At 59.3% G+C, this 26643-nt stretch carries 20 protein-coding genes; 9 read left to right on the plus strand and 11 right to left on the minus strand.

Annotated features, from left to right (window positions below):
• Window positions 1-10: 10 nt before the first annotated feature.
• Complete coding sequence (locus AC13E3_RS20885) at window positions 11-1465, minus strand: glyceraldehyde-3-phosphate dehydrogenase (RefSeq protein WP_413540232.1); 1455 nt, start codon at window positions 1463-1465, stop codon at window positions 11-13.
• Window positions 1466-1700: 235 nt separating this feature from the next.
• Between AC13E3_RS20885 and mfd the strand changes: the two genes are divergently transcribed.
• Together mfd and AC13E3_RS20895 are read left to right on the plus strand one after the other, a co-directional pair.
• Window positions 1701-5234 carry a transcription-repair coupling factor gene (mfd, locus tag AC13E3_RS20890; protein ID WP_008175076.1) on the plus strand — a complete coding sequence of 1178 codons (3534 nt, stop codon included), beginning with the start codon at window positions 1701-1703 and terminating at the stop codon, window positions 5232-5234.
• Between the two features lie 29 nt (window positions 5235-5263).
• On the plus strand, window positions 5264-6091 hold the full coding sequence (locus tag AC13E3_RS20895) for a CsiV family protein (RefSeq protein WP_008175078.1): 828 nt from the start codon (window positions 5264-5266) through the stop codon (window positions 6089-6091).
• Here the strand turns inward: AC13E3_RS20895 and AC13E3_RS20900 are convergent.
• The 5 genes from AC13E3_RS20900 to AC13E3_RS20920 all read right to left on the minus strand — a co-directional run bounded on the left by AC13E3_RS20900 (window position 6066) and on the right by AC13E3_RS20920 (window position 10281).
• Complete coding sequence (locus tag AC13E3_RS20900) at window positions 6066-6854, minus strand: S-methyl-5'-thioinosine phosphorylase (protein WP_273017755.1); 789 nt, start codon at window positions 6852-6854, stop codon at window positions 6066-6068. The two genes, AC13E3_RS20895 and AC13E3_RS20900, sit on opposite strands and share 26 nt — an antisense overlap.
• Window positions 6851-8074 carry a mechanosensitive ion channel family protein gene (locus AC13E3_RS20905; protein ID WP_482902459.1) on the minus strand — a complete coding sequence of 408 codons (1224 nt, stop codon included), beginning with the start codon at window positions 8072-8074 and terminating at the stop codon, window positions 6851-6853. Before AC13E3_RS20905 ends, AC13E3_RS20900 begins: the two co-directional genes overlap by 4 nt.
• A gap of 24 nt (window positions 8075-8098) precedes the next feature.
• Window positions 8099-8563 (minus strand): L,D-transpeptidase family protein, encoded by a 465-nt coding sequence (locus AC13E3_RS20910; RefSeq protein ID WP_482902621.1) that lies wholly within the window; start codon window positions 8561-8563, stop codon window positions 8099-8101.
• Between the two features lie 86 nt (window positions 8564-8649).
• The gene (locus AC13E3_RS20915) at window positions 8650-9327 is read right to left on the minus strand and encodes a TetR/AcrR family transcriptional regulator (RefSeq protein WP_273017752.1); all 678 of its coding nucleotides are present in this window, start codon (window positions 9325-9327) and stop codon (window positions 8650-8652) included.
• A 60-nt stretch (window positions 9328-9387) separates the two neighbouring features.
• Window positions 9388-10281 carry a hypothetical protein gene (locus AC13E3_RS20920; RefSeq protein ID WP_273017784.1) on the minus strand — a complete coding sequence of 298 codons (894 nt, stop codon included), beginning with the start codon at window positions 10279-10281 and terminating at the stop codon, window positions 9388-9390.
• 174 nt (window positions 10282-10455) lie between these two features.
• Between AC13E3_RS20920 and AC13E3_RS20925 the strand changes: the two genes are divergently transcribed.
• The gene (locus AC13E3_RS20925) at window positions 10456-11076 is read left to right on the plus strand and encodes a riboflavin synthase (RefSeq protein WP_008173129.1); all 621 of its coding nucleotides are present in this window, start codon (window positions 10456-10458) and stop codon (window positions 11074-11076) included.
• A 13-nt stretch (window positions 11077-11089) separates the two neighbouring features.
• Here the strand turns inward: AC13E3_RS20925 and AC13E3_RS20930 are convergent, their stop codons facing one another.
• The 5 genes from AC13E3_RS20930 to AC13E3_RS20950 all read right to left on the minus strand — a co-directional run bounded on the left by AC13E3_RS20930 (window position 11090) and on the right by AC13E3_RS20950 (window position 19504).
• Window positions 11090-12238 carry a class I SAM-dependent methyltransferase gene (locus tag AC13E3_RS20930; protein ID WP_273072126.1) on the minus strand — a complete coding sequence of 383 codons (1149 nt, stop codon included), beginning with the start codon at window positions 12236-12238 and terminating at the stop codon, window positions 11090-11092.
• Window positions 12239-12403: 165 nt separating this feature from the next.
• Complete coding sequence (locus AC13E3_RS20935) at window positions 12404-13450, minus strand: class I SAM-dependent methyltransferase (protein ID WP_008173127.1); 1047 nt, start codon at window positions 13448-13450, stop codon at window positions 12404-12406.
• A gap of 124 nt (window positions 13451-13574) precedes the next feature.
• Window positions 13575-13748, minus strand: a complete 174-nt coding sequence (locus AC13E3_RS20940) for a hypothetical protein (RefSeq protein WP_008173126.1) — start codon at window positions 13746-13748, stop codon at window positions 13575-13577.
• Window positions 13749-13868: 120 nt separating this feature from the next.
• Window positions 13869-14552 carry a carbonate dehydratase gene (can, locus tag AC13E3_RS20945; protein WP_008173125.1) on the minus strand — a complete coding sequence of 228 codons (684 nt, stop codon included), beginning with the start codon at window positions 14550-14552 and terminating at the stop codon, window positions 13869-13871.
• Between the two features lie 65 nt (window positions 14553-14617).
• Complete coding sequence (locus tag AC13E3_RS20950) at window positions 14618-19504, minus strand: NAD-glutamate dehydrogenase (protein ID WP_405420446.1); 4887 nt, start codon at window positions 19502-19504, stop codon at window positions 14618-14620.
• A 163-nt stretch (window positions 19505-19667) separates the two neighbouring features.
• Between AC13E3_RS20950 and AC13E3_RS20955 the strand changes: the two genes are divergently transcribed.
• Genes AC13E3_RS20955 through AC13E3_RS20980 form a run of 6 tightly spaced genes read left to right on the plus strand, consistent with a single transcriptional unit; the run spans window position 19668 to window position 26641 of the window.
• Window positions 19668-20630, plus strand: a complete 963-nt coding sequence (locus AC13E3_RS20955; RefSeq protein ID WP_008173123.1) for an AAA family ATPase — start codon at window positions 19668-19670, stop codon at window positions 20628-20630.
• A gap of 37 nt (window positions 20631-20667) precedes the next feature.
• Window positions 20668-21609 (plus strand): DUF58 domain-containing protein, encoded by a 942-nt coding sequence (locus AC13E3_RS20960; RefSeq protein ID WP_008173122.1) that lies wholly within the window; start codon window positions 20668-20670, stop codon window positions 21607-21609.
• Window positions 21606-22076, plus strand: a complete 471-nt coding sequence (locus AC13E3_RS20965; protein ID WP_008173120.1) for a DUF4381 domain-containing protein — start codon at window positions 21606-21608, stop codon at window positions 22074-22076. The genes AC13E3_RS20960 and AC13E3_RS20965 overlap by 4 nt, the downstream gene beginning before the upstream one ends.
• On the plus strand, window positions 22070-23101 hold the full coding sequence (locus tag AC13E3_RS20970; protein WP_405420449.1) for a vWA domain-containing protein: 1032 nt from the start codon (window positions 22070-22072) through the stop codon (window positions 23099-23101). Before AC13E3_RS20965 ends, AC13E3_RS20970 begins: the two co-directional genes overlap by 7 nt.
• On the plus strand, window positions 23091-24905 hold the full coding sequence (locus tag AC13E3_RS20975) for a vWA domain-containing protein (protein ID WP_482902460.1): 1815 nt from the start codon (window positions 23091-23093) through the stop codon (window positions 24903-24905). Before AC13E3_RS20970 ends, AC13E3_RS20975 begins: the two co-directional genes overlap by 11 nt.
• Window positions 24899-26641, plus strand: a complete 1743-nt coding sequence (locus tag AC13E3_RS20980) for a BatD family protein (RefSeq protein WP_482902461.1) — start codon at window positions 24899-24901, stop codon at window positions 26639-26641. Before AC13E3_RS20975 ends, AC13E3_RS20980 begins: the two co-directional genes overlap by 7 nt.
• The last annotated feature ends 2 nt before the right edge of the window (window positions 26642-26643 follow it).

A 26643-nucleotide genomic window follows, 5' to 3' on the forward strand; every position in this document is an offset into this window, starting at 1 on the left:
CGCGATTCGCTCAGTCTCTCGCACGTTTGGGGAAGATCGGGTAATTTACGCCGGCCATCTGGTTGACCACACGAATCACCTGCGCGCTGTAGCCGAACTCGTTGTCGTACCAAACATACAGGATCAGACGCTTGCCACTGGTGATGGTTGCCTGGGCATCAACGATGCCGGCATGGCGGGAACCGACAAAGTCGGTGGAAACCACTTCCGGAGAGTTCACGAAGTCGATCTGCTTCTGCAGCTCCGAGTGCAGCGCCATATCCCGCAGGTATTCGTTAACACCTTCCACATCAACGTCTTTCTTGAGGTTGAGATTCAGGATCGCCATGGACACGTTCGGCGTTGGCACCCGGATCGCATTACCGGTCAGCTTGCCCTTCAGAACCGGCAGCGCCTTGGAGACAGCCTTGGCGGCCCCCGTCTCGGTAATTACCATGTTCAGGGCGGCGCTGCGCCCGCGGCGGCTGCCCTTGTGGTAGTTATCGATCAGGTTCTGGTCGTTGGTGTAGGAGTGCACCGTCTCCACGTGACCATCTTCGATGCCGTATTCGTCTTCAATCGCCTTCAATACCGGTGTGATGGCATTGGTGGTACAGGAGGCGGCTGACAGGATCCTGTCTTCGTCAGTAATCCAGTCGTTGTTGATACCATAAACGATGTTCTTGATATCGCCCTTACCCGGCGCCGTCAGGATAACGCGGCTGACGCCTTTTGATTTCAGGTGCAGGCCAAGACCGGCTTCATCACGCCACTTACCGGTGTTGTCGATCACGATGGCGTTGTTGATGCCGTAATCCGTGTAATCCACCTTGTCCGGCCCATCAGAGTAGATAACCTTGATATAGTTGCCGTTGGCAATCAGGGCGGATTCCTTCTCATCAACGGTAATGGTGCCATCGAACGGACCGTGCACGGAATCACGGCGAAGCAGACTGGCGCGCTTCTCGAGATCATTTTCCGCACCGCCCTGGCGAACCACAATCGCACGCAGACGCAGGTTGTTGCCACCCCCGGCCTTCTCGATCAGGATACGAGCCAGCAGACGACCAATCCGGCCAAAACCGTACAGAACGACGTCTTTGGTGTCATTGTTGGCATCTTCCTCGGACTGGGCAGCGTACTGCCCCACAACCGGGCCGATTTCACGCTTCAGGAATTCGGTCAGGTCGCCGCCTTCCTCTTTGAACTTGACCGCCAGCTTGCCGATATCCACGTGGGCACGACCGAGTTCAAGTTTGTCCATGGCCTGGAGGATCGGCAGGGTGTCGTGAACAGAAAGCTCGCTGTCTTCAACCTGGCGCACAAATCGGTGGGCACGGATGATATCGATAACCGACTGGTTGATGATGGCGCGGCCGTATACAGAAGTAACCACATTGTTTTTGCGGTAGAGGCGGCCGATCAGCGGAATCATGGCTTCCGCGGTGGATTCTCTTTCTGTCCAGTTGGACAGGTGCTGATTGATCTGTTCGTGACTCACGCTTGGACCTCTGCAATTGGCACTTGGAAATTGGGGCGCACATTATCCAATTTAATCCGGTCGACCGCAAATACGGCGGGCCATGACCTTCGTATAGGTCGCGCCGGCTAATAACGCAAACGCCGACCATGGCGCCGGCGCCATGACAGTGAGGGGCGCGAGCGTTAGAATACGCGCCTCACCGCTCCCGGACATCCACAGCAGGAGAACCTGACCGCCCATGAGCCAAGGTGCCAGCACACGCCCGTCACCCCTCCCCCTGATTGCCCCCGAATTTCCGTCTCGGCCGGCCGATCACCGAACATGGGGTCAACTGCACGGCAGCAGTGAGGCGCTGGCCATCTGCGAAAGTGCGCGCGCGCACAAGGGTCTGACCCTGGTCATTACCCGCAGCACCGCCGATGCCATCCGGCTTGAGCAGGCCATGCGCTTCTTCCTGGGGCTACCCCCGGAAGAAGACGGCCCGGCGGTCAGCGACGACGGGCTGGAACTGCTGTCGCTGCCCGACTGGGAAACCCTGCCCTACGATCTGTTTTCGCCCCACCAGGACATTATTTCCCGGCGAATCCGGACCCTGCACCGCCTGCCCGCAACCAGCCATGGGGTTCTCGTGGTTCCTGCACGCACGCTGATGCACAGGCTGCCGCCAGTAAATTACCTCCAGGGCAACACCCTGCTTCTGGAAGTGGGACAGTCCCTGGATATCAAGAGCTGGCGAATGCAGCTTGAGGCGGCAGGCTACCGGCATGCCGAGAACGTCTACGAGCACGGCGAATACGCGGTCCGGGGCGCCATACTGGACATTTTCCCCATGGGCGCCAGCCAGCCCTATCGGATTGACCTATTCGATGATGAGATCGAAACGCTCCGGACTTTCGACCCCGAGACTCAGCGCTCAATCGACCGGATCGAACGCATCGAACTGCTGCCCGCCTTTGAATTCCCCTGGCACAAAGAGGCGCGCTCCGGATTCCGCAGCCGCTGGTTCGAGCAGTTCCCGGATGCCGACAAAGACACCCCCATCTACCAGGACGTGACTCACGGCATTACCCCGCCGGGCATTGAGTACTACCTGCCGCTGTTCTTCGACGAGACGGCAACCCTGTTTGACTATCTGCCAGGCGCCACTCACGTTTTTACTGCGGACGGACTGAACGATGCGGTCAGCCACTTTGACAGTGAAACCCGCAACCGGTACGAAGATCGTCGTCACGATCGCCTGCGGCCGATTCTGCCGCCCAAGCTCCTCTTCCTGCAGCAGGAAGAGCTGTTCGGACAACTGAAGGCCTTCCCGAGGGTAACCGTCTCCGCGGAGACAAAGGATGCCGCGGGATCAGTTAACTGCCCCACGACAACCTTGCCGGATATCGCCATGGACGGTCGGGCCGCAGACCCTGCCGGTCGCCTCAAGCGGTTTCTGGGAGAGTTCGACGGCCACGTGCTGATATGCGCCGAATCGTCCGGTCGGCGCGAGGCGCTGATGGAGAATCTTGGCGAACAGGGTGTTGAATTGAAAACCCTGTCCGGCTGGCAGGCTTTTCTCGACGATAAGGAAAGCTCGGTCGCCATCACCATTGCCCCGATGGAGCAAGGCCTGGTTCTGCCCGAGCATTCCGTTGCCCTGATCACCGAGACCGCCCTGTTCGGCGAGCGGGTACTACAGCGGCGGCGCCGCGAGAAGCCTACGGAAACGGACGATGCCGGCTTCCGGGATCTGTCCGAATTGCGGATTGGTGCGCCGGTGGTTCATATCGACCACGGTGTTGGCCGTTACCTGGGCCTGGAGACCATCACCGTAGAGGGCGAAGCGAGCGAATTCCTGATGCTTGAGTACGCCGGGGGCTCAAAGCTGTATGTTCCGGTCTCCAGCCTGCACCTGATTTCCCGCTATGCCGGCAATGACACCGAACACGCGCCGCTGCACAAACTCGGGACGGACCGCTGGAGCACAGCGAAACAGAAAGCCCTTGAGAAGATCCGGGACACTGCCGCCGAGCTGCTGGATGTGTACGCCCGCCGGGAGGCGCGCAAAGGCTTCAGCTTCGAGGATCCCAAGGAAGCCTATCGTGCCTTTGCTGCCGGCTTTCCGTTCGAGGAGACACCAGACCAGCAGGTTGCTATCCAGTCGGTGTTCGAGGACATGACCAGCGAGCAGCCCATGGATCGCCTGGTGTGTGGCGATGTCGGTTTCGGGAAAACCGAGGTTGCCATGCGCGCGGCGTTCCTGGCTACTTGGTCGGGCAAGCAGGTGGCGGTTCTGGTCCCCACTACCCTGCTCGCCCAGCAGCATTATGAATCCTTCCGGGACCGTTTCTCGGATACCCCTGTGCAGGTCGAGCTGCTCAGCCGGTTCCGCACGGCTGGCCAGACCAGCAAGGCGTTGGAGGCGGTGGAGAACGGCCGGGCCGACATCGTCATCGGCACCCACAAACTGCTACAGGGCGACATCAAATTCAAGAATCTTGGCCTGGTTATCATCGACGAAGAGCATCGCTTTGGCGTTCAGCAGAAGGAAAGACTAAAAGCACTGCGGGCCGAAGTGGACATGCTCAACCTGACCGCCACCCCGATTCCGCGGACGCTGAACATGGCCATGGGGCATCTGCGGGATCTCTCGATTATCGCCACTCCTCCGGCCCGGCGGCTCTCGGTGAAAACTTTTGTGCGCCAGAAAGACAACGCCATGGTCAAGGAAGCCATACTGCGGGAGATTCTCCGGGGCGGTCAGGTCTACTTCCTCCACAACGACGTGGCCACCATCGAGAAGACGGCAGAGGATCTACGTTCGCTGATTCCGGAAGCGCGGGTGGGCGTCGCCCACGGGCAGATGAGAGAGCGTGATCTGGAAAAGATCATGTCCGACTTCTACCACAAACGCTTCAACGTGCTGGTGTGCACAACCATCATTGAGACCGGCATCGACGTTCCCAGCGCCAACACCATTATTATCGAGCGGGCAGACAAGTTCGGCCTGGCGCAACTGCATCAGCTTCGGGGCCGGGTCGGCCGTTCGCACCACCAGGCCTATGCCTACCTGCTCACGCCACCGCCGAAATCCATCACGGCGGACGCCAAAAAGCGTCTGGATGCGATTTCGGAGGCGCAGGACCTGGGTGCCGGCTTCATGCTGGCCACTCACGACCTGGAAATCCGCGGTGCCGGGGAGTTATTGGGGGAAGAACAGAGCGGGCAGATCGAAAGCATCGGCTTCACCCTTTACATGCAGCTGCTGGACGAGGCCGTCAAGGCCATTCGCGAGGGCCGAACCCCGAATGCCGACCTGCCACTTAGCCACGGCACCGAAATGAACCTGAGAATCCCGGCTCTGATCCCCGAGGATTATCTGCCGGATGTCCATAACCGCCTGATGCTCTACAAACGGATTGCCAGCGTGGACAGCCCGGAAGCATTAAAAGAACTTCAGGTTGAAATGATCGATCGGTTCGGATTATTACCGGATCCGGCCAAAAACCTGATCCGCCAGACCGAGCTTCGATTGCGTGCAGAAGCCCTGGGCATCGTGAAAGTCGATGCCGGCAAGGAGTGGGCGCGGATCGAGTTTGGCAGCTCGACACCGGTGGATCCGCTGGTTCTGGTTAAAAAAGTGCAATCCGCACCTGACCAGTACCGGCTCGAAGGCGCCAACAGCTTCCGTTTTCGGCTGAAGGATGCCACAACCGGTGGTAAACTCGACGGCATTTCCCGGATGCTTGGCGAGCTGGAGCCAGCAAAAAATGACGCGTCCGGCTCATGAACGGCCGACCAACAAGTGGAGTACGACCCTTGCAAATTGATGGAATTCGCTGGTGCCGATACCCGACCCGGGCCATCCTGGCAGCTCTGCTTCTGAGCTTTTCTCTAACAGGCGCCGCACAGCAGCTTGACAGGGCAACCTTGCCTCTTGAGCCCGGCACGCCGGTTCCGGATGACTACTACCGGGCGGAGTTTGTCATTCTTGAGCGGATCGTAGAGCCGGAAGCTGTGAACGAACGGATGTCTGATCGCTCGGTAGAGCCGCCCCTTGAGACCGAAGAGGTTCTCTGGTCATCGCTGGAGAATGGCACCACGGAAACCACACTGGAATTGGCGCCCCGAAAGGATCTCCATCTTGCCAGTGCCGCCGCCAGACTCGAACGCAGTGGCCGTTACCGTGTGCTTGTGGCTGCCGGTTGGTACGAGGCGTTTCCACCAGATTACGAGGGGACACCCTTGCGGGTTGAAGCAGGTGACTGGCTGAATGAGGCTCGCACCCGGGAGGTTGAGGGACACATCACCATCGACCGGCAACGCTATTTGCACGTCAATGTGCATCTGAACCACTGGCAACTGGCAGAAGAGACATCGGAGCCGCCTGTAGAGGCTGCGACCGAGCTCTCTGAAGAAACACCCCCCGCTCCGGACGCATCCGGAGCAAGTGACTCCGCCCCAATGTCAGCAGCAACCGGAGAAACAGCCGGTCAGCAACTACCTGTTCTGGCTGAACCCGCGCCCCTGGAATTGTTGACCTGGATTCGGGAAACCCGCCGGATGCGCAGTGAGGAAATCCACTTCCTCGATTCCCCCACGATCGGCGTGCTGGTGTTTTTCAAGAAGATTGAGGCAACGGAGTAAGCACCCCAAGGCCAGCCATCGAGACTTCGAGGATCCGCTTGACCCCGGACATTCCCTGCTCGATGGCCGCCTCAATTTCTTCCATGGTGATGATATGGTCGGATTTTCCAGCCGCCCAGTTCACCACCAAACCCAGACAGACGTAACGCATTCCAAGTTCCGCCGCCAGCGCGGCTTCCGGCATACCGGTCATTCCTACCAGGTCGCAGCCGTCCCGCTCCATCCGGATGATTTCAGCCGCGGTTTCCAGCCTCGGGCCCTGGGTTGCGCCATACACTCCGAAACCGGAAAACGGGACGTTTTCTGCTCCGGCGGCATCAATCAGGATCTGCCGCGCGCTCTCGTCGTAGGGCCAGGTGAAATCAATGTGGGTTACCGAGTCCAGATCGCCCTCGTAAAAGGTGCTGGCACGCCCCCAGGTGTAGTCAATAATCTGGTCGGGAATAACCACATGGGCAGGCCCCATATCCGGGTGAATCCCACCCACAGCGTTAACCCCGATCACCGTTCGGACCCCGGCTTCGTAGAGGGCCCGCAAATTGGCCCGATAGTTCACCTGGTGGGGTGGAATACGATGGGGGTTACCATGGCGCGACAGGAAGATGACCGGCTGATCCCCCAAGTGGCCCTCAACGAGGGGCGCGGATGGAACGCCCCAGGATGTCCTGACCGGCTTCTCACCGGTAATCTCAAGGCCTGACAGAGTGGTGAGGCCGGTGCCGCCAATGATGCCAACAGGGTGCATTTTCTCCGGTGACGTCATTCTGAATCTCCTGAGTCTTCCAAATCTCCGGTTGTCTGACGGTTCTGCAATGTCTCGGCGCTCTTGCCGGAAGAATCCGCCTCGCTCTTGTCCGAGGCTCCCGCGGACTGCGATCCGGATAGCCGGACGCCGTCCGGAAGATGCAGAGTTCGGGTCGGGAAGGCCACTTCGGCACCGTAACCCTCGATAATGTCGCTGATTTTCAGCAATACATCCTGCTTCACCTCGTGGAACTGCACCCACTGGGTGGTCTTGGTGAAGGTGTACACCATGATATCCAGAGACGACGCGTTGAACGCCAGGAAGTTCACAATCAGGGTCTGATCGCTGTCGATGTCCTCATGCTGCTGCAGCATGGCCTTGATGTCGTCGACGATGGTTGCCATCTGCCCGACATCGGCATACCGGATGCCAATCGTCTCGTAGATCCTGCGGTTGGTCATGCGTGAGGGGTTTTCCACTGCGATGGTGGTAAACGCAGCATTGGGCACATAAAGCGGACGTTTGTCGAAGGTACGGATGGTGGTCAGACGCCAGCCGATGTGCTCAACCGTACCCTCAATGTTTCGGTCCGGGGACCGCACCCAGTCCCCAACCTTGAACGGTCGGTCGAGATGGATAATAAAACCGCCGAAAAAGTTGGCCAACAGGTCCTTCGCGGCGAAGCCGACTGCAATACCACCCACGCCGCCGAAGGCCAGGACCCCGGAAATGCTGTAGCCCATGGACTGCATCGCAATCAGCACCGCGGTAATGATAACCACCGCCCGGGACAACTTGCTCACCGCGTTGACGGTGGTGTAGTCCATGGGCTGTTTCATTTTCAGCGGCGATACCAGAATCCCCTCGGCTTCCTTGATCAGCCTCAGGACCGCCCATACCAGAACGAAGACAAACCCGAGCTGCAGAAGCGAATCGTTGACCTTGAAGATCTCCGCTTCCGAGTAGCGATGAGCCACTTCTGCAGCCCAGTAGACGCCTTGCAACCAGACAAAGGCCACGACCGGTTTGCGGGCGGCGTGCAACAAGGCATCGTCCCACAGGTTTTTGGTCTGGCTGAACTTGCGCTCGATAGCAACGATAATGTGGCTTGCGATGTACGCCACCGCGGCCGTTGCGAACACCAGCGCAAATACGACAATCCCGACACGCCAGGCTTCAGACAGCAGCCCGAAATTCTCGATCCAGCCATTCACCATGGCCATAACATCCCCGATCATCGGATTCCTCTGGTCTAGACAGTTTTATCGAATAGAAACGGCCGTTCCCGGCCTGACGCGATCAAACAGATCAATAATGTCTGCGTTGCGCATCCGCACGCAGCCATGGGACAACGGCACGCCCATGGGCTCGCTGTCCGGTGTGCCGTGAATGTATATGAAGCGGCGGAAAGTATCGACACCCGGCCCCCTGTTTTTGCCCCATTCGCGGCCACACAACCAGAGAATCCGACTCAGGATCCAGTCGCGGTCAGGGTGCCGCCGGGCAAGTTCGGCGCTGTAGATTTCGCCGGTGGGGCGCCGGGCCCGGAAGACAGTTCCGGCCGGAAGTCCGGCGCCAATACAGGCCCGGATATAATGCTCTCCCCGGGGCGTACAGCCACTGCCATCGCTCTCACCCGCGCCATTCAGCGCAGTGGAAACCGGATAGGATGCAATAAGCTCACCGCCTCCGGTTTCAAGCCGGAGGCGCTGAAGGGGCAGATCAATGTCGATGCGGACGGATGCGGGATGCGTCAAAACCGGCCAGGCTCCCTCGGAGGTTCAGAGGGGAAGCCTAACCGAGAGAGAGGAACTCAGGCAACCGAGACCTTGCTGCCGACCGGCGGAATCAGCATGGCGTCTTCCGCCTGCATCCCGGCAGCCAGGAAGGGAACCAGGCGGGCAGCAATTTCTTGGATCGTGGTTTCCACACCCAGCTTGTTCTGCAGGATGTCCCTCAGGGCATCGCTGCTGGACATGGTGAACGCCGTTGCCCCGAGCATGAACTGGATGCGCCAGTAACGGTCAACAGAGGATAGCTGCGGGGTCGCCTCCTTGAGCAGCCGCATGAAACGGCTGAAAGGCTCGCTGTATTCCTGTTCCAGGAACTTGCGCAAATGCCCCTGGGACTGGGTGTAGGCAAGCCCGAGCAGGCGCATGAAGATGGAGATACCCTTCTCGTTACGCTGGGGCATGCGCACCGCGCTTTCCGTAAGTGCCCATAGCGTTTGATTCAGCGTTGGCGGTTTGCCGTCACACCGCTCTTCGAGCTCGTCGAAGGCGTTTTCCAGTGTCGCGGAAAACGGCGTCAGAAAGCGCGCAAATACGGCATGGATCAGGGCGTTCTTTGAGCCAAAGTGGTAATTGACAGCGGCCAGATTTACTTTAGCCTTACTGGTAATCATCCTGAGCGAGGTTTCCGAGAAACCCCGGTCGGCGAACAGCTCTTCGGCTGCATCGAGAATCCGGTCAACGGTATCAGACTGCGCCATTTTGTTATCAATGCCTCTAGCAAACGTCTGTTTGAAACATACGTTTGAAGTGCACTTGTGTCAAGTTCTGGGCTCAGGCTCTGCCGCTACTTCCTCCCAGCCCCGGTCAAGGGCTTCCTGGTTACCCTCGAAAAATGCTTTCTGGACGCGGCTGTACGCCTTCTCTGCTTCCAGCAGACAAATCAGATAAAGACGCACGTGCTCTCGGCGGGTCAATTGCCGGGACAGACTGCGACTCTCTGACAACCTCAGAAGGTGACTGAACCGGGTATTTTTCAGCGCCGGGTTAAAATCCGCCATCCGCGCACATTGCCAGATAAGGCCATCCGACCCCTCCAGGTGGGCGACGTGTTGCCTTGCCTCACGGAGCATCCGCTGGCGAGTTATTATCAGATCAAGGTAGGAGGGTTTGGTGGTGTAGATTCTGCGTACGGCAGGCACTCCCAACAACAGAATGATGACAAAGGCGCCGAAGCCACCACCAGCTATCCAGGCTGGCACAAACCCGGTTAATCCGCTCAGAAAGACAGCCGCCGCAATCAACGCACTGAACAGCCACAGGTCCCGACTCCGGCGCGCCTCGGCCATCGTGTAGTTGTCCGGCCAGCCGTTCATCGCCAGCAAGTCGAAATCCATTAACAGGACCCGGTCGCACTGGCGCAGCATCAGCCTGAGCTTGCGCTGGCGGGATTCCGCCAGCACCCTTTCCGGCTTGCCACTGTCGGTGTCCCGGGACTCTCCCCTATCAGCCGATGGTTCGGATTCGGAACTGGTCTCTGGCGCCTGACCGGTCGGTGCCGATTCCGCCGCCGGATTGGCTGGAACCGTCGCCGGAGTCTGGTCGCCAGGGGCCACGGGGACGGGCACAGGATCGGCCGCCCGACCAGGGCGCAGCACGGGGGCCTGCGCCGGACTGTTTGCCCGGGTGGCGGCCTTACTCTGATTTTCAGCCATGGCAGATTGTCCGAATTCAGGGGTTATGAAGGGTATCGACCATGATGCAGGATACTTGAATGTTTACCCCGGTATACCGACATCAGTCGGGCCTTGGCATCAGTCAGCCCGCTCGCTATCCTTGGCGCACCTGCCGGAAAGGCGCCCCATACCACATTGAATGAGGTCAGGCTTATGTTCACAGGCATTGTCCAGGGCATTGCAACCATTGAAGACGTCACCGCAGAGCCCGGGCTCAGCACTTTTGCCATTCGCCTCCCCGCAGAAAAGGCAGATGGCGTTTCCATCGGCGCCTCGGTGGCAATCAACGGAACCTGCCTGACCGTCACACGCCAGGAAGACAGCGTGCTCTATTTCGATGCCATGCAGGAAACCCTGAGACTTACCACGCTGGGTGAGCTGACTACCGGGGACCAGGTGAATTTCGAGCGCGCCGCCCGCATTGGGGATGAAATTGGTGGCCACCTGCTTTCTGGCCATATACATACGGCGGCCAACATTGTCGAAATACGGCGTACGGAAAACAACGTCACGCTATGGTTTGAGGTGCCCGAGGAATGGGCCCGCTACATCTTCCCCAAAGGCTACATCGCCATCAATGGCGCCAGCCTGACTATTGGCGAGGTACGGGGCAACCGGTTCAACATCCATCTGATCCCGGAGACGCTGCGGGCCACAACCTTTGGGTCCTGTGAAGAGGGCCAGCGGGTGAATATTGAAATAGACAGCCAGACCCAGACCATCGTGGATACCCTGGCCCGGCTCGGGTATGACCGCCCGGCGCCAACATTGTAATCTGACAGGTTATTCAGCGGTTGCCAGCCCGAAACACCACGAACTTGGGGCTGGCGTCCAGCTGCTCCACTGACGAAAAGTACCGGCGCAGGCTTCGGTGATAGCCAAGGTGTCGATTTCCTACCAGGAGCAGGCGACCGCCCGGCCTCAGGTGTTGCGACGCCTGCTCGAATAACCGAAGTGCGATGTGATCACCGACCACACCACCCTCGTGGAACGGCGGGTTCAGTAGTATCAGATCAAAGGCTCCCGGATCGGACTCAATACCATCGCGATGGGAGAAAGCGGCTTTGGCATCCGGAAAGGCTTTTTCAACATTACGACGGGCACTGAGCACGGCCTGGCTTGAAACATCGCTGAAAACCAACTGCAGATCCCGTCGCTCCGACAGCGCCGCCAGGCCCAATACGCCGTTACCGCAGGCCAGATCAAGCACCGAATCGCCAGCCCTGGCCGTCGACACCTCGTTGACCACATGTGGCAACATCAGGCGGGTGCCGATATCCAGCTTTTCCCGGGCAAACACCGCCGGCAATGCCTCTATGCCCACATCACCTTTTCGGTCGCCCAATCGGTAACCTTTCCAGGTCGCTGACCAATCCGCGAGAGTCGCAGCGCCCCTGTTACATCGAATCACCCGCGCTTTCTTTCGCGCCGGCAGCACCTGCTCTGTCCGTACAGCTTCGGCGAACACATCAACGCTTCTTGCCGGTAGATGCTTGATCATGCCGCCTGCCAGCAACACGCCGGAATCCGCCATCACGCGATTGAGCCAGCGCAGCAACCAGGCCAGATAGTCGGCCTGGCGGGGTATTCTCAATACCACCAGGTCAAACGGGCCCTCGGGCGCATTAATCCAGCTGAAAACAGATTCAGGTGGCGTGACTTCCGGATTCAAAGAAGCATTATGTGCCAGGGCAGCGGGCAACACAGCACTGTCGGCCACCACGGTCGGAGAGAGCGCTGCCAGCCCCAGTGAAAGAGCCCCGAACTGATCATCCACCACCAGAACACGGGGCTCACCCAGGGCTGCCGCCGCGCAAATGGCTTCCTCAAGCAGAAGCTCGTCCGCCGCATCCCATGCCCTCAGCGTCGGATCACCAGTGCCTGGCCGGGCAAGAATCAGTGAGCCTCCGGAGAAATCAAGTTGGGCGGTTGTCATTTCGGGCATGCTGGAGGCCTTTTGTCACAAAAGCGCCATTCTAGGCTGTTTATTCTAGAAATTAACCCTAACGTGGAAGGTGTTCACGCTGAACATCCCTTTTCCGGTTGGCTCCGTTGTTCTGGACGCGAACCTCTTGCCCCTCACCCCAGGGGCTTTTTTCGTTCAGGAACGTCGAAAAGCGCGATAAACGGTAAAACGCTGATTCTCCCGCAATCGTTCAACCGGGCCGATACAGCGCTTCATCAATGGCTCGTAGGGCAGAAAACTGTTCGCCACCAGGCGCACCTCACCACCCGGCGCCAGATGGCGCACTACCTCCCGAAGAAAACGCTCAGTCATCGACAGGTCTGTTCTGACACCAGAGTGAAAGGGTGGATTACTGAGAATAACGGGCCATGAACCCTCGATGCCCGGAAGGCCGTCCGAAGCCATGATCCGCCCGGAAACGCCATTGCGCTCATAGGTGGCCCTTGCACAGATAACGGCCTGGGACTGAACATCAATCCCGTCGATCGTCAGCCGGGGAAGGTCCTGCCGCTCTTGCCAGCGATGGAGCCAGGCACCGAGGACACCCGCACCACAGGCAAAATCCAGAACCGGGCCAGACCGCAGAGGCGCCCTGTCCAGCGTTTCCATCAGCAAGCGGGTACCGTCGTCCAGCTCACCAAGACTGAAAATACCGGGCAGTCCGGCAACATCCAGGTGAACCGACTGGCAGTCAATCCCGGTCCAGGTCATCCACTCCCGAAGCGAGAATTCTGGAAGAGGTTCGATATTCTCAGCACACCAGACCTGGCAATGCCGGGCGCTATCGGTCTTGGTAGCCTGCGGCGCCACGGCCTTGAGTTGTTTCACGGCCCCGGCAATGCCTTCTTTCTTCTCACCTACCAGCACCAGTCGAGCGCGGGGTGCTGCCAGCCAGCGTGCCAGGGCAAGACGCAGGTCAAGCTCCGCCCGGGCCTTGGGAAGAAAAACCACGAGTGTGTCAAAGGTATCGGCAGCCAGAGCAGGATCGTCGTAGCCAAAACAGATCTGCCAGCCGTCGCGCCCGCTGAGTGAGGCACACACACCGGCATGCTCACTCATTGCCATACCGCCAGCGGGCAAATCCGTCAGCAGCTCACCAGCGGATACGCCCAAAAGGGCCAGCCTCCCCTGCACAAGGTGGCGGTTTCGCAACAGGACTTCATGGGAATTGGGCAATGACATTGATGGGCTTATCCCGAGTGGGTAGTTCAAAGACGGGATATGCTAACCGGAATGAGCCCTCGCGTCTCCCTTGAAAGACGGAGACCGGAGGGCCTTCAGAGAGGAAATACCATCAAATCTTCAATCACTTGTAACGGGCAACCGTTCCAACCCTCAGGGCGTCCTCCGGTGACATACCCCAGTCCTCAGCCTGACCGGCATCAGACGATTTCCGCCCCCGACCCCGTGACTCCGCGCTGGCCGTGGCATCTTTCCTCTGGTTCAGAACTGTCAGGGCTTTTTGCATCAATTCTTTCATGGTCACACTCCTCGCTTACTGCAGTATCTACTCTAGCAAAGCAGGAGGTGACCAACTGTGATGACGCCGAGGGTCAGGAAGTGACGCCCTTCACGAATTTTTGACGCAATTTTACATTCTTCACTGCATGATTTTCTGGCGTCCAGAGCGTACCGGCCTCTGAACCAGCTCATCGATGCTGTTCTGCCGTACCCGCTCACGATCTTCCTCGCAGGCTACCGACAACCCCATATCCCGCAGAACCCCATCCGAGACATCGTAGACAAAGCCATGAACCGTGAGCGGCTGACCCCGCCGCCAGGCTTCCTGAACAATGCTGTTCTGGCAAACATGCCCCACCTGCTCAACCACGTTGAGTTCGCACAGACGGTCGACCCGATCCTGAACGCCCGGCAGGGCATCGAGTACTTGCTGATGCCGGTCACGGACATCCTGAACGTGTCGAAGCCAGTTGCTGATCAGTCCAAATCCTTCATTGAGCAATGCCGCCCTGACGCCGCCACAGCCATAGTGGCCAACCACCAGGACATGTTTGACCTTCAATACTTCGATGGCGAACTGCAGTACCGACAGACAGTTAAAATCCGTGTGGACAACCACGTTGGCCACGTTCCGGTGAACAAAAAGCTCCCCCGGCAGAAGATCGACGATCTGGTTGGCGGGCACGCGGCTGTCTGCGCAACCAATCCACAGGTATTCCGGTGCCTGCTGATTCGACAGGCGGGTAAAAAACTGCGGATCCTGGGCCTTGATACCGTCTGCCCAGGCCCGGTTTTTTTCCAGAAGATGGTCAAGCTGACCCATTATCCCACTCCGTTTGATGATTCCCGTCCGGCGATTGAACGGGAATACGCATCCCAAAGCAATACTCAGTTGGTCTGCACTTCCACCTCCGCATGAGGCTGATGCATGGTGCTCTGGGCCAGATCCAGCAACTCACGCAGGGCCACAGAGAACATGGCGTACTCCGGCTCCCGCACACCCTTGAGCTCGGAAAGCATGGATTTCCAGCGGTCGATCATCTGCTGATGGCGGGACAGCCACGCCTCCACGCAGGCCGGCACGTCTTCCGGCTTGTCTGCCAGCTTCAAGACACCGGTGGTTAGCGCCCGCTGCTGCCAGTCGAGATCTTCCCGGAAACTTTCCCGGGCCAGGGCCTGCCAGTGTGAGCCGGGCTGCAGCGATGCAATGGCGCTCGCGAACCAGTTCAGATCCAGGCGGTCACCCAGCTCATAGTAGAGATTGGCCACCGTCTTCAGTGGCATGCCAGAGGCTTCGTGGGCCTCGATGATACCCAGAGACGAGTACAGGTGGCCGGTACCCGAAACCACGGACGCCAGCTCTGATGGCAGCCCGGCATCCACCAGAGCCTGATGCCGTTTCTCCCAGGTGGTTTTCGCCTGATCACCAAGATACTCGGGCAGCCCCGCTGTAATCGCCCAGACGCTGTCGGCAAAGCGCTCCATGTGGTGCTGAATGCTCAGCTCCGCCCGACGGTTGCGTAACAGCCAGCGCACCGAACGGCGCATCAGGCGCATCAGGTCCTGCATCAGCTCCATCTGTAGCTGGGCTGAGACATGGAAATCCAGGGCTTCAATCCTGTCCCACCAGTTATCAATGCGGAACACGTCACGGGCGATAATCCAGGCCAGAGCAATAGAGGCGGCATCGGCCCCAGTAGACTGGTTCAAACGCTCCACAAAGGTAATCCCCATGTGGTTGACCATGTCATTGGCAATCTGTGTCGCGATGATTTCACGCCGCAGCTGATGCTCTCCCAGCTCCTTCGAGAATTTCTGGGTCAGATCCCTGGGAAACACCTTGTACATTTCACCGGCCAGCAGGGGATCGTCAGGCAGGGTGCTGTCGATCAAGGTCTGCTTCAGGTCGCCCTTCACATAGGAAATGAGAACCGACAGTTCCGGCCGGGTCAGCCCTTTCTTGTCCAGCTTGCGCTCGGACAGGGTCTCGTCATCGGGCAGGAACTCCAGGGCACGGTTGAGCTTGCCCTCGCTCTCAAAGGTATTCATCAGCCGGCGATACTCTTCCAGCCGGGTCGCTGCATCCTCGCTGGCAATACTGATGGCCTGGGTCTGCCGGTAGTTGTTCTTGAGCACCAACTCCGCGACGTCATCGGTCATCTCCTCAAGCATGATGTTGCGCTGCTTGTTAGTGAGATCACCCATGGCAACGGCCCGGTTGAGCAGGATCTTCATGTTGACCTCGTGGTCAGAACAATCCACACCGCCGGAGTTGTCGATAAAGTCCGTGTTCAGGCGTCCGCCCTTGAGCGCAAATTCAATGCGACCGAGCTGGGTAAGCCCAAGGTTGCCGCCCTCACCGACCACCTTGCAGCGAAGATCCGAACCGTTGATCCGCAGACCGTCGTTGGCCTTGTCGCCCACATCACTGTGGGATTCACTGGCGGCCTTCACATAGGTGCCAATGCCACCGACCCAGAGCAGGTCGACCTGGGCCTTGAGGATGTGCGAGATCAGCATGTTTGGTGGCACCCGATCCGATTTGATACCCAGCAGTTTCTTCATTTCCGGGCTGACCGGGATAGATTTTGAATTCCGGCTGAAAACCCCGCCTCCCTTGGAAATCAGCTTGCTGTCGTAATCGGTCCAGGCGGATCGCGGAAGTCCGAACAGACGCATCCGTTCCTTGTAGCTCTTCTCCGGATCCGGTGAAGGGTCGACAAAGATATGCACGTGGTTGAAAGCAGCGACCAGCTTGGTCTTCTCTGAGCACAACATGCCATTGCCGAAGACATCACCACCCATGTCGCCAATGCCGATGGCGGTGAACTCGTCCAGCCCGGGGTTGATGCCCATTTCCCGGAAATGCCGCTCTACAGAGACCCAGGCACCCCGGGCCGTGATGCCCATTTTCTTGTGGTCGTAACCATTGCTTCCGCCGGAGGCGAAGGCATCGCCCATCCAGAAACCGTATTCCGAGGCCAGACCATTGGCGATGTCCGAGAAGGTTGCCGTACCCTTGTCAGCCGCCACAACCAGGTAATGGTCGTCGTCGTCATGACGGATCACCCGTTCCGGCGGCGCAATGCCGGCATCCACCAGATTGTCGGTGATATCCAGCAACCCCCGGATAAATGTCTTATAGGCTTCGATGCCCTCGGCCTGGAAAGCCTCCCTGTCCGACGGATCCGGCAGGCGCTTGGCCACAAAGCCACCTTTGGCGCCGACCGGCACGATAACCGCATTCTTGACCTGCTGGGCCTTGACCAGCCCCAGAATCTCGGTGCGGTAATCCTCAAACCGGTCTGACCAGCGCAAGCCGCCGCGGGCGACCTTGCCACCCCGCAGGTGTACGCCTTCGACGCGCGGCGAGTACACGAAAATCTCGAACATCGGCATCGGAAGGGGCATGTCCGGGATCCGGGCAGGATCGAACTTCACGCTGATGTAGGGCTTGGGGCCGCCAGCCTCGTCTGTTTGATAGTAGTTGGTACGCAGGGTCGCCTGCATGAGCTCCAGGTAGAGTCGAAGCACCCGGTCTTCACTCAGATTCTCAACGTCTTCGAGGCCGGCATTGAATTCGATCTCCAGCTTCTGCTGGGCTGCCTCACTCTTCCCGGGGCTCTGGTAACGCTCCGGATTGAAACGTATTTCGAAAAATTCCAGCAGCAGGCGGGTCAGTTCAACGTGGTTCACCAGCGTGTTGGAGATAAAGGTCTGACTGTTGGAAAAGCGTATCTGGCGCATATACCGGGCGTAGGTCCGCAACAGCGCGATTTCCCGCCAGCTCATGTAGGAAGAGAGCAGCATCCGGTTGAAGGCGTCGTTTTCCGCTTCTCCGTACCACACCCGGCGGAACAGCTCCTCAAAGATCGGACGGATACGATGAATATCGACAACAGTCCCCTGGTGAGCCTGGAGCGTGAAGTCGTGAATCCACACCGTTTTGTTGTGCCGGTCGATGACCTCGAAGGGGTGTTCGCCGATAACCCGGAAGCCGAGGTTGTCGAAGATCGGCATCACATCGGAAAGCGGCAACGGTTCGTCCGGGTAGAAAAGCTTGAAATGCAGCGTGCTCTCGTCTTCTTCCAGAGCCCGGTAGAAGCTCATGGCAAGGTCATGATTGTTCGCCGATGAAGCGATATGCTCCAGATCGATCGCCGCTCGCCTTGGCGAGAACATATCGGTGTAGCTGGCCGGAAAACCGCCCGCCCACAAGCGATAGAGCTCATTGCCCTGCTCTTCGCCCCAGGCCTCACTCAGGGCTTCAGACAACCCATCACGCCAGGACTGGGCAAGCTCGATAACCTTTTCCCGGATCTCCTCCGTGGGCAGTTGGCGGTTCTCGACCTGGGGTACCCGGATGGTGAACTGGACCCGCGCAAGGACCGACTCGGAAAAGTGGGTGACAAACTCGACGTCTTCCGCTCCCAACCGGTCAACCAGCACCTGCTCGACTTTCAGCCGTAGTTCGGTGTTGTAGATGTCCCTCGGAAAAAACGCCAGGCAGGTCACGAACTGGCCATAAACGTCTTCCCTCAGGAACAATTCGATCCGGCGACGCTCCTGGATGTACAGGATACTTTTGGCCACCTTGAGCAGCTCGTCCTGCTCGATCTGGAACAGTTCGTCCCGGGGATACACTGTCAGGATCTGCTCGAGTTCTTTACCGGCGTAGTCGTCACGCAGAAAACCGGACCGTTTCATCACGCTCTGAAATTTACGGCGCAGCAGGGGAATCTCGTCCGGCCGTTCGTTATAGACACGGGCGGTGTAAAGGCCCAGGAACCGCCGTTCACCGACCACCTCGCCTTTGCTGTTGAATTTCTTGACTGCGATGTAGTCCGGGTAGGCGGGCCGATGCACCCGCGAGCGCTGGGCCGATTTGGCGAAGATGAAAATATCATCGCTTCGGGTCATCTCGTGGCGCGTGCGCTGCGGCAGTTCGTTCAGGCGAACCCGGTCCGGGCGCTCGTTATTGACCCGGAGGATACCCAGTTCGGAATTCTCTACCCGACGCACCACCATGCCACTCTTGTCCTTGGCAAAGTCGTACTCATCGTAGCCAAGGAACGTAAAATGGTCCCGGGCGAGCCATTCCAGAAACGCCCTGGCCTCTTCTTTCTGCTCCTCGTTAATGCCCGCCGTGGTGTTGTCCAGCTCACCGAGAATCTCGTTCACTTTCTCGGTAACTACCGGGAAGTCGCTGACAGCGATCCGCACCTCATGAAGCACGTTCTGCAGGGTATCTTCCAGATCACGGAGATCCTCGGGATTACTGTGCCGATCAATCTCGAGGACAATGAACGCCTCGTAGTCCGAACCGGAGGCTTTCTTTTTAGACGTGTGCAGCTTCTCGAGTTTGCCATTCTGGTCGCGGTTCACCTGCAGGATCGAGTGCTGGATAGAATGGGTACCGATCTCCCGGTGGTTGATCGCAATGCGCAGGGAATCGATCAGAAACGGAATGTTCGGATGCAGGATAAAAACAACGGTGTGGGTCGATTGCCAACCGTCACTCTCCAGGTCGGGGTTGAAAACAGCAACCGGAGTTTCCTCGGCAGACCGCTTCTGCAGAAACTGCCAGGCGGCCAGAACGGCGCCGTAGGTATCCGCAAATCGTCGACTGACCAACTCTTCAAGGGGAATATGAGCATAATGCTGCTTGGCAAATTCGCTGATTTTCTTGGCTTCGGTTTTGGAAATCTTCTTAGCGAAAGCGTCAGCCAACTGTTCAAAGAATTGATCCTTGCTGGCCACTGTCAGCGCATTCATGGTCGACCTCAGTTAGTGTGAAATAAACGTAATCGGCGTATCGTCACATAAGCATAGTCAAACCCTTGATTTTTGCCGGCCAGACGCCAAAACTTCGGCAACTACCTACGCACGATACGGGTTTCTCCGGAAAATCCTCAGATACAGAGAGCAGTCATTTCCAATGTCGCTACAGCATACGTTCGGTGAGTTACGGGAACAGTTAGCCAAACGGATAATCGGGCAGGAAAAACTGGTGGATCGTCTGCTGATCGCGCTTCTTGCCGACGGCCACCTGCTTGTAGAAGGCGCCCCGGGGCTGGCAAAAACCACGGCGATCAAGGCGCTTGCCGACCATCTGGAAGGCGACTTTCACAGAATCCAGTTTACGCCAGACCTGCTGCCCTCAGACGTTATGGGCAGTGAAATCTACCGCCCGGAAACCGGGCAGTTCGAATTCCAGCGCGGCCCCATCTTCCACAACCTGGTGCTTGCGGATGAAATCAACCGTGCGCCTGCCAAGGTGCAGTCTGCCCTTCTCGAGGCCATGGGTGAACGCCAGATCAGCGTCGGGATGCGCACGTTTCCGCTGGACCGGCTGTTCCTGGTGATGGCCACCCAGAATCCCATTGAGCAGGAAGGTACCTACCCGCTGCCCGAAGCCCAGCTGGACCGCTTTCTGATGCACGTGGTTATCCACTACCCGTCGGCGGAAGCGGAGAAGGCCATCCTGCAACTGGCCCGTAACGATTATCGTCACGGCCTTCCGAAAACGGACCTTCGCCTGACGCCAGACCAGGTGTTTGATGCCCGCGCGGAAGTCGCGAACATCTACATGGCGGAACCCGTAGAGCAATATTTGTTGGCCCTGGTGCTGGCAACCCGCGACCCGGCGGCACTGGACCCGGAACTGGCCCGGTGGACAGCCTTCGGCGCCAGCCCCCGTGGCACCATCGCCCTGGACCGCTGCGCCCGGGCGTTGGCCTGGCTAGACGGCCGGGATTACGTAACACCCGACGATGTCCGAGCCATGGCCTTCGATGTGCTACGACACCGCATCCTCCTCACGTTCGAAGCAGAGGCCGAAGGCATGACCGCTGACACGGTTATCGAACGGCTGATCGAACGTGTTCCGGTGAGCGCCTGAAGCCATCGACGGAAGCAAGACACGGGAGCCGTCAGGCATGGGCAACACCGACGCAATAACGCACATCGGCCTACCGGATCTGATCCGCCTGCAGGCAGACGCACGGGCACTGAAACTGCCCTCTGCCCGCCCGGTTCGGACGCGTCAGGCCGGCTTGCAGCGCTCGCCGCAACGCGGCCGGGGCATGGCGTTTGCCGAGGTACGGTTGTACCAGCCCGGGGACGACATCCGTAGCATCGACTGGCGGGTAACGGCGCGGCGTCAGGAGCCCCATACCAAGCTTTATGAGGAGGAACGGGAACGGCCCGTTCTTCTTCTTTGCGATCTCGGCCCAAGCCTGTTTTTTGCCAGTACCGGCGCCTTCAAGCAGGTTCGTTGCGCACAGATCGCCTCCATTCTGGCCTGGCTGGCACTCTGGTCGGGCGATCAGGTAGGTGGCATTGTCTTTAACGACGAGGCCCTGAGAGTGCTTCGCCCGGCGCGGCGGAAGAAATCAGTGCTGCGACTGCTGGATACTCTCGATGAACTGCAAAGAAGGGATAATCGAGGGCCGGAACAAAACGAGCCGTCCGGCCAGAGCCGCCTGGACATGGCACTGACCGAGGCTCGCAGGGTGGCCCATACCGGTAGCCGGATTTTCGTGATCAGCGATTTCCTGGATATCTCAGAGGAGACGGGCACCCTGCTCGGCGCGCTCGCCCGCCATAACGGCGTTAGCGCCCTGAGGATCGTGGATCCATTGGAAAAAGAGTTGCCGAAAAGCGGACGCTTTGCGGTGGCCGGCCCGGACGGACCGGTGTGGTTCGATGCCGGAAACCTCCGGTTCCAGAAGGCCTGGCACGAGAAAGTCACCAACCATGAACACCGGCTGGCAGAGTGTTTCCGTACCTCCGGCGTTACCATGGCAGAAGTGTCCACGGCGAATGACCCCGCAGCGACCCTCAAATTGCTGCTGGGACCCGGAGGCCGCATAGGATGAACCCGCAGGATCCACTCAGCCAGCTTCGGGACATTCACCTGCCTGAAACAGGGGGCCTCTGGCCTCCGGCGCCAGGTTGGTGGGTATTGGCCATTTTGCTCATTGCTGTGCTTGCTGCCCTGGTCTGGCTGTTTATCCGGCGGAGACAAAGAAACCGGTGGTTCCGCTCCGCTCGGGCCGAACTCGCCAGACTGGAACGATCAGCAGCCACGACCCCCGCGTGGTTCACACAACTGAACACCCTGCTGAAGCAGGCCGCCCGCGAGCGCTACCCGGAACAGCACCCGGAAGCGCTGACCGGCGATGCCTGGGTGGAATTCCTGTTAAAGACCGCCCCGAAGGACCGGGTTGCGTCCAGACCGGTCGCCGAAGCGCTGGTTCACAGTGCCTGGCGACCTGAGGTTTCAACCAAGCCGGCCGACGCCCTGGCGTTCGCCCGTTTGTGGCTGGGAGGTCAGAAATGCTGAATCTCGCCTGGCCCTGGGCTCTGGTTCTGGTGCTCTTGCCCCTGATTCTCAAATGGCGCAAGCCCGGAGCGCAATCGGTCGACGCGCCCGTGTTGCCGGTTGGCCACTGGCTGTCGGACCTGCCCGGTGTCAGTCGTCGTGGCAATGCCGTACCGCTCTGGCAGCAACTGTTGCTGTTCCTGATGTGGACGCTTCTGGTGGTTGCTCTGGCACGGCCGCAGCATGTGGGCGAGCAGGTCCAGATGCCCGTTTCCGGCCGGGATCTCATGCTGGTCGTCGACATCTCCCCCAGCATGGATGAACAGGATATGGTCCTTCAGGGCCGGAGTATTAATCGATTGCAGGCGGTCAAGCGCGTGCTTGATGACTTTATCTCCCGCCGCCAGGGTGACCGGTTAGGTCTGATCCTGTTCGGCACCGAGCCCTACGTACAGGCGCCGCTCACCTTCGATCTGGAGACGGTCAGAACCCTGATGCGTGAGGCGGGCCTTGGCATGGCCGGGCGCGCCACGGCCATTGGCGACGCCGTGGGCCTGGCAACGAAACGCCTGAGAAACCGGCCCCAGGATCAGCGCGTTGTGGTCCTGCTGACTGATGGCGCCAATACTGCGGGCGAAATCACCCCAGACAAAGCTACCGAAATCGCCGCGGCCGCCAGCATTCGCCTGTACACCATTGGTATTGGCGCCGAGTCCATGGTCCAGCGTGGGCTGCTGGGTTCGCGCCGGGTCAACCCATCCAGGGATCTGGACGAAAACCTGCTAACCCGCATGGCCCAGCAGACCGGCGGGGAGTATTTCCGGGCACGGAGCCTGCCGGAGCTGGAACTCATCTACGAGAGCATCGATCAATTGGAACCTATCGAGCTGGAGGGCAAGTTCTATCGGCCGGTGACCGAACTCTATGTCTGGCCCGCCGGGCTCGCCATTCTCCTGTGGCTGGCCCTGTTCCTGGTTCGCTATGGCCGGGAGCTTGTTGCTGACTCCCGCCGGAACGCGAAGGAGGATGATACGCATGTGGGCTGACTTTCATTTCCTGCGCCCGTTCTGGCTCTTGCTGATGCTGCTGGTTCCGTTCATGTACCTGGCCTTTCGACAGTTGCGTCTGGGCGACAGCGGCTGGTCACGACTGATTCCGGCCCGCTTGCTATCGCCGCTGATTCGCCATGATGGCAGCTCGGGAAAAGCGGCAAAATCGCCTCTGGCTCCGGCCACCGCTGCCCTGGTCATTCTGTCCCTGGCGCTGGCAGGGCCCGCCTGGCGGGAGGCACCTACTCCACTGAAACAACCCGGCGACAGCCTCGTGATCGCACTGGACCTTTCACTGTCCATGCTGGCAACGGACGTGGAACCTGATCGACTGACCCGGGCCAAACGGAAGATCCGGGATATTCTCGAACTTCGGGAAGGCAGCCTGACCGGCCTGCTCGTCTTTTCCGGCGATGCCCACGTGGTGACACCGCTGACCGATGATGGCCGTACGATTGAGGGCATGCTCAACGTGCTGGACCCGGTGATCATGCCGGCGACAGGCAACCGGGCCGATCTCGCCGTTGCCCGCGCAAAGGCATTGCTGGAACAAGGCGCACCGGGCGAAGGTCGCATCCTGTTAATCACGGACAGCATCAATGACGACTACGAAGGTACCATTCGGGACACGCTTTCCGGCACCGGATACGCGCTCAATACCCTGGTCGTCGGCACCGAGAACGGAGGCCCCATTCCCCTCGCCCGGCGCGGTTTCATAAGGGAGAACGGCGACATTGTCATCAGTCGTGCTGAACCCGAAGCGCTGGCGGCACTCGCCCGCAGCAGCGGCGGCCAGAGCCATGAGCTGACCCTGGACGACACCGATATTGAAGCGCTCGACCTGAGCCCGCGGGACAGTGACGACTGGCAGGATTCCGAGGACGGCCTGACGGTCAATCGCTGGCAGGATGACGGTTACTGGTTGCTCTGGCTCGCGCTGCCGCTGGTTTTGGTGGGGTGGCGCCGGGGGGCTCTCAGTGCGCTTGCTTTGATCCTGCTGCCGGTCTGGCCGCAGCCGGCAGCCGCCATAAGCTGGGAAGAACTCTGGCAGAGGGAAGATCAGCGAGCTCCCGCCTTGATTCAGGACAACCCGGAATCAGCCGCCCGCCAGCTTGAAGACCCGGAATGGCGGGGCTCTGCGCTCTATCGTTCCGGCAAGTTCGACAGCGCCGCCGAAGCGTTTGCGCGCAATCAGGGTCCCCGTGCCAGTTACAACCGGGGCAATGCCCTGGCCCGTGCCGGAAAACTGGAAGAGGCCCTGGCTGCCTATGATGCGGCGCTGAACGCAGCGCCCGACATGGAAGACGCCCTTCACAACCGGAGAATTGTCGAGGAACTTCTGAATCAAAAACAGCAGAACCAGAACGGCAATCAGGATAACAACCAACAGGATTCCCGGGACTCCCAGGGCGACGGCAGTAATCAGCAACAAAACCGTCAGGACCAGAACGGAAACAGTGAAAGCGAGAATCCCGGCAGTCAGGGGAACAGTCAGCAGCAGAACCCGGAAAACAACGAGTCTTCTTCCGACACGGAGAATCAGCAAGGCGGCCAGACGGCTGAACAGAATCAACAGCAGGCGGGCGAGCGCGGAGATCCCGAGCAGGCTTCCGGGGAGCAGGAAACCCCGTCCGGCCAGTCCCCGGCACCCGCCCCTATCTCTGAAACGCCGCTGACCCAGAGCCAGGAGCAGTGGCTCAGGCGCGTCCCTGACAATCCGGGCGGATTATTACAGCGCAAGTTCCTGCAGCAGTATGAACAACGCCAGACTCCATCCGATGAGGGCGATACACCATGGTAAAACGGCTGATTACACCCGCCGTCTGTCTTTTTCTGCTGACGGCACTCTTAACAGTAATCTGGCTGCCGGCCCAGGCACAGACACAGTCACAGCAACTGACGGTCGAGCCCGACCGGACCCGCCTTTACGAGGGTGAGGTCCTCACACTGACCGTGAAGGGCAGCATGGAGATCGATATCAACCTGGGCAACCTGTTTGACTTCGACATGTCCAACCTGCCCAAGCCGGATATCGAGAAAGTGGAACCGGATTTCGAGATTCTGGCCCAGAACCAGCAATACAGTATCCGCACCGTGAACAACCAGATGGTGGGCGAGATTACCTGGACCTACCAGCTCGCACCCAAAACCACCGGCAAGCTGACCATCCCGGCGCTCACTTTTAAAGGGGCAGTGTCAGAGCCGGTAACGGTGGAAGTGGTGGATGGCTCACCCCCGGATCAGGCCGCACCCGGCCGCGACAGCTTTATCGAGCTGTCTGCCGACAAAGATGAAGTGTATGTGCAGGAGCAGTTGATTCTGACCGTTCGGCTTTTCTTCCGGGGCAACCTTATTCGTGGAGAGCTGTCCGAGCCGACCCATCCCCATGTCATCATTGAATCCCTGGGCCGGCAGCAGGAATTCTCCCGCTATCGCAACGGTGTGAGATACCGTGTTGTGGAACGCCGGTATGCGCTATTCCCCCAGCGAGCGGGGACCCTCAACCTTCCTCCAGTGCGTTTCGAGGGCCAGGCAAGAGACGCTTCCGGTAGCCTCCGTTTTCTGCGGGACAGCGAGGAGCTGTTTGAGGTGCCGGTCAAGGATGTACCACCACAATTCAGTGGTAAAACGTGGTTACCGGCAACCGGCGTAGCGCTTGAAGAGTCCGGGCTTCCGCCGTCTCTGGAAGTCGCCACCGGCGAAAACATTACCCGCGAAATCCGGCTGACGGCAGCGGGACTGCCCGCGGAGGCCCTGCCGCCCTTGCCTGATGCCGTACCAGACGGGTTGAGAAGTTATCCCGAAGAGCCGGAACGTCAGACCGAAACCACACCCGCTGGCCTCACATCCTCACTGAACCAGTCCGTAGCTCTGGTGCCTGTTGAGGCTGGGCAGATGACCCTGCCTGCCATTCGCATTCACTGGTGGGACACGGAAGCGGACCGCGAACGTGTTGCCGTGATACCGGAGAAAACACTGACCGTAAAAGACCCGAATGCCGTTGCCGCCGGCGAACCGCCGCAAGACGCTGATGTAGAGTCGGCCCCGGAACCGGACGTTGCCGCCACTGAAGCATCGGTTGAAACCGCCTCGGCCGAAACCGGGCTCTGGCAGTGGCTCAGCCTGGTGTTGGGGCTTCTCTGGGCCGGCACCCTGTTGGCATGGTGGTGGTCACGCAAAAGCCAGACAGTCACGCCGATCTCGACCGACGACAGGCATGAAGATGCTGCCTTCGACCGTCTGATCAAGGCCGTGAGGGATGGCAGAGCAGTAACACCGGAACTTCTGGTGGAATGGGCAAACCTGCACGCCCCCGGCCACGGCTTCCGTTCGGCGGCCGACGTTGTCGATCATTTTGGCGACGAGACACTGGCAACGGAACTCAGACAGCTCCAGGCCAGGCTCTTTGCGCCCGGCCACGAGAACGACACCTGGGATGGTCGGCCATTGGCAAGGGCTCTTGAGCAGCTCCGGAAGCACAGGCGGTCGCAAACCAGCGCGGACCTGCCTCCGCTCTACCCAAAAGGCCTGTCCTGAAG

It is taken from the genome of Marinobacter sp. L-80 (assembly GCF_056859395.1).